Raw genomic sequence first — 12,521 nt, 5'->3', positions numbered from 1 at the left:
ACCTGTGGATAACTCTGTGGAGAGGTGTGCGTAAACCGCCATTCTCTGTGCGAATACCCTGTGGAAAACCCTTGACCCGAGGGAAGCTTCGAAACTACAACGGCGTAATTCCCGAGTTCCTCAGGTGTCGGGGAATGCCGCGGTGGGTGGGCGCGTGCGCGGCGCAGAGCAACGTTGAGTGTCCAGGACACGCCGCAACCTCCCGGCGCATTACGGCGTGTCTTGGACACTCGACGTGACTCCGAGGCGGGTGGTTGAGTGTCCAAGACACCCGGACGGCTCGCGGAATCGACCGGGTGTCTTGGACAGTGAACGACGCGTGGATGGCCGCGGGTCAGTGCGGGGCGTGGCCGGCGGCGATCACGCGCCCGGCCTCGGCGAACAGCCCGCGCATCCACTCGTGCTCGGGGTCGCGATTGTGGGACGGATGCCACCACAGCGCGCTCACGATCGGCGTCGCCGCGAAGGGGAGGGGAACGACGCGGATGCCGCCGATGCGGAGCAGATGCGGAGCGAGCGCCGACTGCACCAGGCCCACGCGGCGGGTCCCGCTGACGAAATGCCCGACCGAGAGGAAGCTTTCCAGCACGACCTCGATGTGGGGCTCGACACCGAGCTGCTGGATCTGCCGCGCGGCGGAGGTGAAGGCCGACCGCGACTGGAAGGTGAGCACCCACGGCAGATCGGCGAGGTTCTGCATCGTCAGGGTGTCGCCGACCTCGTCGTTGTCGTCGGCGACGACGGCCAGCCAGTCGTCCTGCCAGAGGTCGAGGTACGGCAACTCCGACACCGGCCCGTGCGGGATCACCATCGCGTCGGCCGAGCGCAGGCGATTCGCGGCGTCCTCGACGATGCCGGGGTTGTGCAGCATGTACCGGAAGCGCACGCCCGGCGCCTGCTCGGCGGCGAGCTGCGAGACGACGGTGCCGACCGTGACGAAGCCGTAGTCCGACCCGTAGATCGAGAACTCGCGTGTCGACTCGGCGGGCGACCACGACGCTTGGCTCTCGAACACCCGGCGCGCGGCCTCCAGAGCCGTGCTCGTGTGATCGGTGAGGCGGACCGCGAAGGGCGTCAGCTCGTACGTGTTGCCGCGGCGCGCCAGGATCTGGTCGTTGAAGTGCGTGCGCAGGCGCGCGAGGGAGGCGCTCAGCGCGGGCTGGCTCAGGTGCAGGCTCTCGGCCGCGCGCGTGACGCTGCGCTCGGTGAGCAGCGCGTCGAGCGAGACGAGCAGGTTGAGGTCGAGGCGGGAAAGAGCTGCGTTGTCGGACACGTCGTCGTGTTCTCCTCGTGCCGGGGGCGGAACGAATCGGGTACGCCGAGCGTATCAACCACGTCGATGTCGTGCCTGAAAGTATTCCTGATCGTGATTCCGGTTACCGGGCCTCGACGCGCACGAGCCGAGTGGCCGCGAGCGTGCTCCCGACGTGAAGGTCGAACGCCCCGGGTTCGACGCGCCAGCCGTCTGCCCACAGCGCGAAGGCCTCACGCGGCAGGGCGATCGGCACGGTCGCCGAGTGGCCGGCATCCAGGGTCCGTCGCGCGAAGCCGACGAGGCGCCGCACGGGCTGCGTGACCGAGGCCACCACGTCGCGCAGGTACACCTGCACCACTTCGTCGCCGCGCCGGTCGGACGTGTTCGTCACCTCGACGGTTACCGTGAGCACCGTCTCGTCGAGAGCGCCTTCGGCGGGGAATGCGGATGCCGAGACCTCGGGCACCCCGTGCGCGAACCGGGCGTAGCCCGAGCCGTGGCCGAAGGAGAACTGTGGTCCGAGGGGGAGGTCGAGGTACTTCGACGTGTACTTGTCCTGTACGTTCCCGGGTCCGTGCAGGCCCACGTCGACGTGTTCGGCGGTGAGCGTTCCGCCGGTCGACGCCGGGCGTCCGGTGTTCTCGTGGGCGTAGGGGATCGGGATCTGCCCGACCGAGCGCGGGAACGACATCGGCAGGCGACCGGAGGGCTCGGCGTCACCCAGCAGGAGGTCGATGATCGCCGCCGGGGCTTCGGTGCCCCCGTGCCACACGACGACAGTGGCGGCCACCTCGTCGATCCAGTCCGCGACGACGAGCGGTCGGCCGGTGACGAGCATGACGACGGTGGGCGTCCCGGTGGCGGCGACCGCGCGGATCAACGCCTCCTGCCGACCGGGGAGGCGCAAGTCGCTTCGCGAGGCGGCTTCGCCGGAGAGGGCGGAGGGCTCCCCGGCGAGGACGACCGCGACGTCGGCGGCGGCCGCCGCACGGACGGCCGCCGCGATGCCGCCGTCGTCGGGTGAGAGGAAGTCCACGCCCTCCTCGACGGCGATCTCGAGGTCGGGGCGGCGATCGGACAGCTCGTCGGCCACGGACCCCGCGCGGGCGCCGAAGAACTGCACCCACGCGCCGAGGTGGTCGGTCGACGTGGCGTACGGGCCCGTCAGCAGCACGCGGCGCGGCGCGACGAGGGGGAGGGTGCCGTCGTTGTGCAGCAGCACGCTGCCGCGCGTGGCGGCGGCGCGGACGAGCGCGCGAGAGGCGGCATCCGGGGTCGTGATCTCGGCATCCGGATCGACGTAGGGGTTCTCGAAGAGGCCGAGTGCCTCCTTCACGCGCAGCACGCGGCGTACGGCGTCGTCGACGCGGCCGGGATCGAGACGCGCGAGTTCGTCGTCGGCGAGGCCGAGAGGAGAGCCGCCCATCTCGATGTCGAGCCCGGCCGCGTACGCCTGGCGGACGGCATCCGCGAGGTTCTCCGCGACGCCGTGCGGAACGAGGTTCGCGACGCCCTCGGCATCGCCCACGACGACCCCGTCGAAGCCCCACTCCCGCTTGAGCACGTCGGTCAGCAGACGCCGGTGGGCGTGCATCGGGATGCCGGACACCGACGTGAACGCGGCCATCACCGAGGCGGCTCCCGCCCGCACGGCGGCCTCGAACGGCGGGAGGTGGACGGTGCGGAGGGCTCGTTCGCTGAGGTCGGCGCTGTTGTAGTCGCGCCCGCCCTCGCCCGCGCCGTAGCCGACGAAGTGCTTTGCGGTGGCGACGATGGCATCCGGAGACGACAGGTCGTCGCCCTGGTAGCCGCGGACCATGGCGGCGACCAGCAGCGAGGTCAGCCACGGATCCTCGCCGAACCCCTCGGACACGCGTCCCCACCGCGGGTCGCGCGAGACGTCGGCCATCGGGGAGAACGTCCAGGTCACGCCGCCCGAGCGGGCCTCGGTCGCGGCGAGGTGCGCGAGCTCGCGGACGAGGTCGGGGTCGAAGGTCGCAGCCTGCGACAGCGGGATCGGGGCGATCGTGCGCTGTCCGTGGATGACGTCGAGTCCGATGAGCAGGGGGATCCCGAGACGCGTCTCCTCGACGGCGACGCGCTGGAGGGCGTTCGTCGCCGCGGCGGACGGGGGCCAGAACGTCGAGCCCACGCCGCGGCGGACGAGGGCGGCGGCGTCGTCGGGGTTCGGGCGGAAGACGATCTGGAGCTGACCGATCTTCTCGTCCCACGTCATGCGGGCGAGCAGGTCGTCGATGCGAGCGCTCATGACAGGGGCCGGTACGTCGCGGAGCGGAAGCGCGCGGTTCCCTCGCCACACGCGTAGAGGGCGGGTCGCAGGCTCAGCAGGTCGCCGACGGTGTTGGCGTGGTAGCCCGAGACCTCGAACCGCAGGCCGTGCCGTGTCCACTCGCCGCCGGGGGCGCGGTAGTGGATCTCGACGATGTGCCGGTCGTTGCGGATGCGCAGCTGCATCCGCCTCGCGGGCGGTGCCGGCTCGGGGCGGTGGTGCGGATGGCCGCCGAAGTACGTGCGCATGCGCTCGCCGTCGATGCCGACGCCGACGTACAGGCGGTCGTTGAAGAAGAGCAGGACGCCGGCCTCGACCCCGGGGTCGCTCACCTCGACGTCGACCTCGATCTCGTACGCGTGGTCGGGGGCGATCGTGACGAGCGGCGACGTGTCGGCGGGAGAGTCGCCCTTCGCCGTGACGACGAGGCCGTGATCGATTCGGAGCCGTTCCGCCTCGCGGGGGCCGGGGGCATGGAACGTCCACCGTTCGGGGGACGGGAGCGCCGCGAAGTCGTCGTTCCACGCGACGGGTCCGCTCTGCGCGGCGGCACCCGCCGGGACGTCGAGGTCGCCGCCGATGTCAATGGCCCCGAGCGGCCATCCGTCGTCGGTCCAGGTGACGGGCTCGAGCAGGATCTGGCGGCCGAGCGTGCGGTAGCCGTTCTCGTACCCGTGTGACAGCATCCACCACCCGTCGCCCTCCGGGCCGGGAACGATCGTCGCGTGACCGCGCGACCACCACGCCTGGGCGGCATCCGTGGTCCGCGTGACGGGGTTGTGCGGACTGTTCTCCCACGGGCCGTGCACCGAGCGTGATCGCGCGGCGATGACCATGTGCCCGGTGGGCGGGCCGGCTGTGCCGCCGACGGCGCTGATCAGGTAGAACCACTCGTCCGTGCGCAGCAGCTTGGGCCCCTCCAGAGCGTAGGCCTCGGTGATCCACTCGTCGGGGTAGTGCCAGCCGTCGTACACGTGCTCGAGGTCGCCGACGGTCGACAGTCCGTCGTCGGCGAGGGCGATCCGACGTACCCCGTTCGTGAACAGGTACCGCTTCCCGTCCTCGCCCACGATATGGCCCGGGTCGATCGCGCCCCGGATGCCGAGGTCGATCGGTTCCGACCAGGGGCCCTCCATGGAGTCGGCGTGGATGACGAAGATCGAGGGCTCCGTGAGCGCGGACCAGGATGCCGGGATGAAGGGGATGTAGATGAAGAAGCGTCCGTCGACCTCGGCGATGTCGACCGCGAAGGTCACGCCGACGGGATCGGGGAGCGCGGCCGTGACGTACTCCCACGAGACGAGGTCGCGCGAGCGGTAGAGCAGTAGACCCGGAGCCGACTCGAACGAGGAGTACGTCATCCAGTATTCGTCGCCGACTTTGATGACGGCCGGGTCCGGACGGTCCCCGCCCAGGACGGGATTGCGGAAGGTGGTCACGAGAGCTCCTGTGCGTGGGTCGGAAACAGCGATCGGCTGCCGCCCCGGGGGACGACAGCCGATCGCGCCAGAGGGGATCAGCCCCAGGCGCTGTCCATGTCGGCGAGCACCTGGTCGACCGTCTTCTGGCCGGTCAGCAGACCCTGGACGCCCGCACCGAGAGCGTCGTAGACGCCCGGGTTCGGCCACGCGGCGTTCGGCAGGCCGGTGTACGAGTTCGACTCGAGCAGCGAGCCGATGTTCTTGTACTGCGGGAGCAGGCTGTCTTCCGAGGCGCCGACGATCGGCACGCCGCCGAAGCTGTCGGCGAAGGCCTTGGCCTGGTCGGGGGTGGCGACCCAGTCGAGGAAGTCCTGGATGAGCTTCTTCTTCGCGTCGCTGGTCTTCGCGTTCACGCCCCAGGCGTAGTTGGCCGAGGCGAGGACGAACGGCTTCTGGCCCGAGGAGGGCGGGAAGCTCTGCACGGTCAGGTCGGCGCCGGTCGCCGCGCCGATCGAGCTCGCCGCGCTCCCGGGGACCGCGGCCGACAGAGCCGTGCCGCCACCGAGGCCGGCGGTGATGTTGTCGAACGTGCCGCCCGCGGCACCGTCCTGGAAGCAGCCGGCGGAGTTCATGTCGACGAGGTCCTGCAGCGTCTCCTTCCAGCCTTCGGTGTCGGCGAAGGTGACCTTGCCCGCGGCGCGCTGCTCGTTCCAGTCGGGGGTCGCCTCGTAGACGCGGGTGGCCGAGATGAGCTGCGCCATCAGGCCGGTGTTGAAGGTGATGGCGCCGGCGAGGACCGTGAAGCTCTTGCCCGCGTCGCGAGCGGTCTTGCAGTCGGCGAGGAGGGACTCGTAGTCGTCGGGGTAGGCCGTGAGGCCCGCTTCCTTCGCGGCGTCGTTGTTGTAGACGAGGCCGACCGGAATGAGCGCCGTGGGCTGGGCGTAGACCTTGCCATCGACCTCGTACTGGTTCTCGGCGTTCGCCGGGACGAGGCTGGCGGACGAGTCGCCCAGCGGGGCCAGCAGGCCCGCCTGCGCGAGCGAGATGACCGAGATCGGCTGTCCGGTGCCGGGCGCGAGGATCATGACGTCGGCGGCGTTGCCGGCCTGCAGCTGCGTGGTGACCTGCGTGTTGTAGGCCTCGGAGGGGTAGGGGATGACCTCGATGTTGAGGCCCTTCTCCTGCCCGTAGGCCTCGAGCGTCTTGGCGTACGACTGGTCGTCGTCGTTGGCCTGGGCGACCATGACGGTGAACCCGTCGGCGCTGTCGCCGCCGCCGGAGTCGCTGTTGCCCGAACAGCCGGCGAGGATGAGGACACCGGCGAGCGGAGCGGCGAGCAGGGGAAGGCGGAGCGACCGAAGCGAACTGTGCTGTGGCATGGGCGAACCCTTTCGTGACGTCTTTGTCTCCAGCCCGGGTAGTGAGTGGCTGGTACGGCTTTCGTTGCCGCGAGTTCAGGGTGACACACATTTGTCGGTTTTCGACATTAGCGTCGCTGATGCCGTGCAATAGTGCCAGCGATTCGCCATCGATACGGCCGCTCACCAGCATTTCTCCTCGCGCGCGGGCGATGCGCGCGGGTGGCCGTGAGGGTCAGAAGGGGAGAGCTCGTCTCGTTATGTCGAGCATCCATATCACTAATGTGTCTTTTCGACACAAGGGTGCGATAGTCGGAGAACCGGCGCTCGACGCAACGAGAGCGCAATGACGACGAAGTCAGAGGGCAGATGACTGTGACCATCGAAAAGGACACCACGCGGACGCTCACCGTGCCGCCCAAGGCTCGGCGGACATCTCAGCGGCCGGTGCGCGGGGGAAAGCCCCTGATCAGCTACGGGCAGTGGTGGTGGGCTCTTCCCGCCATCCTCCTCGTGCTCGGCGTGCAGTACGCCGCGACCCTCACGGGCGGCTTCTTCGCCTTCACCAACTGGACCGGTCTCGGCTCGTTCGAGATCACTGGGTTCGACAACTTCGCCAAGATCTTCGCGGACCCGCAGCTGCTCGGCGCGGTGTGGAACACCCTCTTCCTCGCCTTCGGGTCCGTCATCATCACGAACGTGCTGGGCCTGCTGTTCGCCCTCGCGATCAACCGCACGTTGAAGACGCGCTACATCCTGCGCACCCTGCTGTTCATGCCGGTCGTGCTCAGCCCGCTGGCCGTCGCCTATGTCTGGAAGTTCATCTTCCAGTTCAACGGTCCGCTGAACGGCTTCCTCGGGGCGATCGGTCTCGAGTCGCTGCAGAAGACCTGGCTCGCCGACCCCACGTGGTCGATCTGGGCGATCCTCATCACGGTCGTGTGGCAGCAGACGGGCTTCACGATGGTGATCTACCTCGCGGGCCTGGCCTCGGTGCCGGTCGAGGTCGAAGAGGCCGCGGCCCTCGACGGCGCCGGCGTGTGGGGGCGCTTCTGGAACGTCGTCGTCCCCGCCATCCGCCCCTCGATCGCGATCGCGACGACCCTGGGACTCATCCAGGGCCTCCGCATCTTCGACCAGATCCTCGCCCTCACCGGAGGCGGTCCGGCGGGAGCCACCGAGACTCTCGCGACCGAGGTCTACAAGAACGCTTTCTCTCTCGGACAGTTCGGCTTCGGCTCGGCGCTCGCGCTCGTGCTCACCGTCATCATCCTGGCGTTCGCCATCCTCCAGCAGTACGTCACGCGCGACCGCGAGGTCGGGAAGGTCTCCTGATGTTCCGCTACACGAAGTTCACGGCCGTCCGGGAAGTCCTGGTCTGGGTCGTGACCCTGATCGGTCTCCTGCCCCTCTACATCCTCGTCGCCACCGCGCTCAAGAGCGACAAGGAGGCCCTGTCGAGCAGTGCCGTCGCCCCGCCGACGAGCATCGACTTCAGCGCGTTCGTGTCGGTGCTGACCGCGACCGGTCGCAACAGCATCCCGATGAGCATCCTGAACAGCGTGATCATCACCGGCGGAGCGATCCTCGGTCTCGTCCTGTTCGGCTCGGTCGCCGCCTACGTGATCGCCCGCCGCACCCGGAAGTGGACGACGATCACCTACTACCTCGTGCTCATCGCGATCATCCTGCCCGCGCAGTTGGGCACCGTTCCCCTCTACATCGGGGCCCGTTCGATCGGCCTGACCGGCAACGCCTTCGGCATGATCGTGCTCTGGGTCGGCATCCTGATGCCGCTGTCGGTCTTCCTCTACGCCAGCTTCTTCCGCGGGCTGTCGACCGAGTACGAAGAGGCCGCCGTGATCGACGGCGCCTCGCCGGTGCAGGCCTTCTTCCGTGTCGTGCTGCCGCTCATGGCGCCGGCCACCGGAACGGTGGCGATCCTCGCGGGCCTGATCGTCTGGAACGACTTCTTCAACTCGCTGATCTTCCTCGGCGGTTCCACCACGCAGACCCTGCCCGTCGCGATGTACACCTACGTCGGCGGTCTCGTCTCGGCCTGGAACAAGATCTTCGCCGTCGTGATCATCTCGATGATCCCGATCCTGCTCTTCTACATGTTCGCCCAGAAGCGCTTCATCCAGGGCTTCGCCGGCGGCCTGAAGGGCTGACGCCTTCTCCTCATGGATGCCGGACCGCCGGCATCCATGATCGTCGCGCCCGCATCCTCGAAAGGACACCCTCGTGTACCAACTCGCCCCCAACATCGAACTCCTCTTCACCGAGGCCGGTGACTACCACGACCGCGTGCGCGCGGCGGCGGCCGCGGGCTTCGACGCTGTCGAGATGTGGGGGCCGACCGGCGTCGACGCCCCGGCCACCCCGAAGGATCTGCCCGCGCTGAAGGCCGCGCTCGAAGAGACCGGCGTCCAGCTGACCGCACAGCTCGCCGAGCCCCGCACGCAGTTCATGATCCCGCCGTGGGACCACTCGGAGTTCTTCCGCAAGCTCGACGAGGGCGTCGAGATCGCCCGCGACCTGGGCTGCCCGCGCATCGTCGTCGGCAGCGGCACCGGGTTCGGTGGGTGGAAGCGCCAGGTGCAACTCGACAAGCTCATCGAGATCTACCGGAAGGCGATCGCGCAGATCGAGGGCTCGGGCGTCGGCCTGGTGCTCGAGCCGGTGAACGTCCGGGTCGACCACCCCGGGTCGCTCCTGGACCGGACGGCCGAGGGCGTCTACGTCGCTCGCGGCGTCGACTCCCCGCAGTTCGGCGTGCTGTACGACATCTACCACTCGGCCGTCGAGGGCGAGGACATGGAGGCCGAGCTCGCGAACGCCGGCGACCTCATCCACTACGTGCAGCTCGCCGATGCGCCGGGCCGCGGCGAGCCCGGCACGGGCGCCCTCGACTGGACCGAGCGCTTCGCCCTGCTGCGTGACAGCGGTTACGACGGGCCGGTGGGCCTGGAGTACTACCCGACCACCGCGTCCGAGGCCTCGGTCGCGCACGTCGTCGAGATCGCGCGCGCGGCATGAACGCGCGACGCTACCCCGAATCGGTCGACGTCGTCATCGTCGGCAGCGGCCCCACGGGCTCGGCCTATGCGCGCATCCTCTCGGAGCGGGTGCCGGGTGCGACGATCGCGATGTTCGAGGTGGGGCCGACGGTGTCGGACCCGCCCGGCGCGCACGTGAAGAACATCGCCGACCCCGCCGAACGGGCTCGCGCGCAGGTCGCGTCCGAGGGTCCCGGTGAGCGCGGCGCGAAGGTCGCCAACCCCGGCGCCGCCCGGGCGGGCGTCCGCGGTGCGCGCCCGGGCACCTTCCTCCTGGAGGACGGTTACGCGTTCGAGGGGGAGGACGGCCTGCCGGTCGTGGCGATGTCGAGCAACGTCGGCGGCATGGCGGCGCACTGGACCGGTGCCTGCCCCCGCCCGAACGACAGTGAGCGCATCGCTTTCCTGCCCGATCTCGACGAGCTGCTCGACGAGGGCGATCGTCTGCTCGGCGTCACCCGCAACGCCTTCGACTCGGCGCCCTTCGGGGCGATCGTGCGCGAGCGCCTCTCGGCGGCGGTCGATGAGGGCCGCGTCGATGAGACGAAGGTGCAGCGGATGCCGTTGGCCGTGCACCGCCGCGACGATGGACGTCTGGTCTGGTCGGGGTCGGACGTCGTGCTCGGCGAGGTGACGCGAGAGAACCCCGGGTTCTCGCTGTTCGACGAATCGCTCGCGGTGCGCGTGATCGTGGAGGGCGGACGCGCGGCCGGGGTGATCGTGCGCGACCTGCGCTCGGGCGAGGAGCACCGCGTTGCGGCGCGCTTCGTCGTGGTCGCGGCCGACGCGCTGCGCACGCCGCAGTTGCTGTGGGCCTCGGGCGTGCGTCCCGAGGCGCTCGGGCGCTACCTCAACGATCAGGCCCAGGTGGTCTTCGCCTCGCGGCTGCGCGATATGCCGCCGCTCGCCGAGGATGCCCCCACGGCCGGACTCGCGGAGTACAGCGGCGTGAGCTGGGTGCCGTTCACCGACGACATGCCGTTCCACGGTCAGATCATGCAGCTCGACGCCTCTCCGATCGCCCTCGCCGACGACGACCCCGTCGTCCCGGGCTCGATCGTGGGGCTCGGACTGTTCTGCGCCAAGGACCTGCAGCGCGATGACCGCGTCGTCTTCGACGAGGCGCACGTCGACGGATACGGGATGCCGGCTCCCCGCATCCACTACCGCCTCACCGCCCGCGATCACGAGGTGGTGGAGCGGGCCCGGCGCGAGATCGTGCGTCTGGCCGAGGCCATCGGCGACCCGGTCGGCGATCGCCCGTTCACGCTTCCGCTCGGCTCGTCGCTGCACTATCAGGGCTCGACGCGGATGGGCGTCGCGGACGACGGCACGAGCGTGTGCGACGTCGACAGCGAAGTCTGGGGCGTTCCCGATCTGTTCGTCGCCGGCAACGGCGTGATCCCGACCGCGACCGCGTGCAACCCCACGGTGACCTCGGTCGCCCTGGCGGTGCGGGGGGCGCGGAAGATCGCGGCCGTGCTCGGTTCGGAGCGGGCCGCCCCGGTCTCGGCATCCGTCTGATCCTTGCTTATGCAGGAATCAGACATTAGAGTGTAGAAATCAGAACAAAGAAGTTCGCGGCTTCGGCCGCACCGACGAGGAGGTCCCGGTGATCCCGGATCGCATCATCGAGCAGGGCACTCTGAGCGCCCGCGACGGACGCGCAGCAGTCGAGGTGCGCCTCCCCTGGTACCGGGCCCTCCCGGCATCCTGCATCTCCGGTGCGAAGCTCACCGTCGACGGGGTCGAGGCGCCCGCGGACTCGCTGCGCTGGGAGATGAACGGCGAGGAGTTCACCTTCGCCGACATGAAGACGAACACCGAGCAGTGGTGGTTCCCGACCGACTCCGCGGTGCTGTCGGGAGAGGTGGCGGTGGATGCCGGAGAGCATGAGGTGCGCGTCGACCTCGAGCTCTACATCCCGTACATCATCATCTCCGACGACCAAGTGCTCCACATCGAGGAGCACGACACGAAGACGATGACCGTCCGCCAGGTCGAGGAGGCCCGCGCATGACCGAGCTCGGCACGCCCATCCAGGGCGTCACGCTCTACAGCTTCACCCGCGCCTTCCACGGCCGCGAGTACGACCTCGATCAGCTCATCCGCAAGACCGCAGCCGAGGGCTTCGGCCCGGGCCTCGAGATCATCGGCTTCTCGAGCTTCCGCGGCTTCCCCGAGATCGACGACCGCTTCGCGGCGAGCTTCTCCGACCTGGTCGACGAGGTCGGCCTCGTGCGTACCTCGCTCGCGGTCAACGCCGACATCGGCCTGCGCCCCGACAAGCTCATGGACCAGGACGAGCTCATCGCGTACATGCGCAAGCAGATCGCGGCGGCGGCGAAGCTCGGCTTCCCCATCGCGCGCGTGCAGATCTCGCTCACGCCCGACTCGATGGAGGCGCTGGCGCCGATCGCCGAGGAGTATGGCGTCACGCTCGCGCTCGAGGTGCACGCCGACCAGTACGCCTCGCACCCGCGCATCCTCGCGCTGCGCGATCGCTACGAGAAGGTCGGCTCGCCCTTCCTCGGCTTCACGATGGACTGGGGCGCCACCGTCACGGGCTTCGCTCCCTCGCTCATCGAGGCGTACCGCCGGCGCGGGGCCTCGGAGGAGCTTCTCTCGGCCGTCGTCGCCCTGTGGGACGAGTACTACGAGCAGGGTCCGCCCGCCGATCAGGCCGACCACGGGCAGCGCTTCGGCCGCTTCATCGGTCTGGCTCACCAGCACGGTCGCCCCGACCTCGGCATCGACTTCGGCATCAACGGCACCGGCCTGTTCGGGCCGGCGCGCGTGGACGACTGGCTCGAGATCATGCCGTGGATCAAGCACGTGCACGGCAAGTTCTTCGGTATCGACGAGCACGGGAACGAGCCCTCGGTGCCCGTCGCCGACCTCATCACCCTGTTGGTCGAGAACGGCTACAGCGGAGCGGTGTCGAGCGAGTACGAGGGCTGGCACTGGAACCACTGGCAGAGCCCCTTCGAGATCATCCGCGGCGAACAGGCCATCCAGCGCACCGCGGCCGAGGCCGCGGGCTCGCGCATGATCACGGATGCCGCCGAGGCTCGGCGCGCCCTCGACGCCCACCTGCCGCACGCCGTGCGGGCCTGACCCGCGCGCCTGGAAGGACAA

The 12,521-nt window shown here is 69.4% G+C and carries 10 protein-coding genes; 6 read left to right on the top strand and 4 right to left on the bottom strand.

Features of this window, described 5'->3' with window-relative positions; all coding sequences use genetic code 11:
• Positions 1-334 precede the first annotated feature (334 nt).
• The 4 genes from NS283_RS05940 to NS283_RS05925 form a co-directional block, all read right to left on the bottom strand.
• Positions 335-1,273, bottom strand: a complete 939-nt coding sequence (locus NS283_RS05940; protein WP_058595959.1) for a LysR family transcriptional regulator — start codon at positions 1,271-1,273, stop codon at positions 335-337.
• Between the two features lie 103 nt (positions 1,274-1,376).
• Positions 1,377-3,524 (bottom strand): glycoside hydrolase family 3 N-terminal domain-containing protein, encoded by a 2,148-nt coding sequence (locus NS283_RS05935; RefSeq protein ID WP_058595958.1) that lies wholly within the window; start codon positions 3,522-3,524, stop codon positions 1,377-1,379.
• The gene (locus NS283_RS05930) at positions 3,521-4,984 is read right to left on the bottom strand and encodes a family 43 glycosylhydrolase (protein ID WP_058595957.1); all 1,464 of its coding nucleotides are present in this window, start codon (positions 4,982-4,984) and stop codon (positions 3,521-3,523) included. The genes NS283_RS05935 and NS283_RS05930 overlap by 4 nt, the downstream gene beginning before the upstream one ends.
• Before the next feature lie 77 nt (positions 4,985-5,061).
• Positions 5,062-6,345 carry an ABC transporter substrate-binding protein gene (locus tag NS283_RS05925; protein WP_058595956.1) on the bottom strand — a complete coding sequence of 428 codons (1,284 nt, stop codon included), beginning with the start codon at positions 6,343-6,345 and terminating at the stop codon, positions 5,062-5,064.
• A gap of 348 nt (positions 6,346-6,693) precedes the next feature.
• Between NS283_RS05925 and NS283_RS05920 the strand changes: the two genes are divergently transcribed.
• The 6 genes from NS283_RS05920 (at position 6,694) to NS283_RS05895 (ending at position 12,500) form a co-directional block, all read left to right on the top strand.
• Positions 6,694-7,659: a carbohydrate ABC transporter permease gene (locus NS283_RS05920; RefSeq protein ID WP_058595955.1), complete on the top strand. Its 966-nt coding sequence runs from the start codon at positions 6,694-6,696 to the stop codon at positions 7,657-7,659.
• Complete coding sequence (locus tag NS283_RS05915) at positions 7,659-8,495, top strand: carbohydrate ABC transporter permease (protein ID WP_013584809.1); 837 nt, start codon at positions 7,659-7,661, stop codon at positions 8,493-8,495. The genes NS283_RS05920 and NS283_RS05915 overlap by 1 nt, the downstream gene beginning before the upstream one ends.
• Before the next feature lie 73 nt (positions 8,496-8,568).
• On the top strand, positions 8,569-9,363 hold the full coding sequence (locus tag NS283_RS05910) for a TIM barrel protein (RefSeq protein ID WP_058595954.1): 795 nt from the start codon (positions 8,569-8,571) through the stop codon (positions 9,361-9,363).
• Positions 9,360-10,907, top strand: coding sequence for a GMC oxidoreductase (locus NS283_RS05905; RefSeq protein WP_058595953.1), 1,548 nt, complete (start codon positions 9,360-9,362; stop codon positions 10,905-10,907). The genes NS283_RS05910 and NS283_RS05905 overlap by 4 nt, the downstream gene beginning before the upstream one ends.
• Before the next feature lie 88 nt (positions 10,908-10,995).
• The gene (locus tag NS283_RS05900) at positions 10,996-11,403 is read left to right on the top strand and encodes a C-glycoside deglycosidase beta subunit domain-containing protein (protein WP_058595952.1); all 408 of its coding nucleotides are present in this window, start codon (positions 10,996-10,998) and stop codon (positions 11,401-11,403) included.
• Complete coding sequence (locus tag NS283_RS05895) at positions 11,400-12,500, top strand: sugar phosphate isomerase/epimerase family protein (RefSeq protein ID WP_058595951.1); 1,101 nt, start codon at positions 11,400-11,402, stop codon at positions 12,498-12,500. The genes NS283_RS05900 and NS283_RS05895 overlap by 4 nt, the downstream gene beginning before the upstream one ends.
• The last annotated feature ends 21 nt before the right edge of the window (positions 12,501-12,521 follow it).

The organism is Microbacterium testaceum (assembly GCF_001476285.1).
In the GTDB taxonomy this organism is placed as follows: domain Bacteria; phylum Actinomycetota; class Actinomycetes; order Actinomycetales; family Microbacteriaceae; genus Microbacterium; species Microbacterium testaceum_B.
The sequence above is the reverse complement of the archived record's forward strand: the minus strand, read 5'-3'. Positions and strand labels throughout refer to the sequence as shown.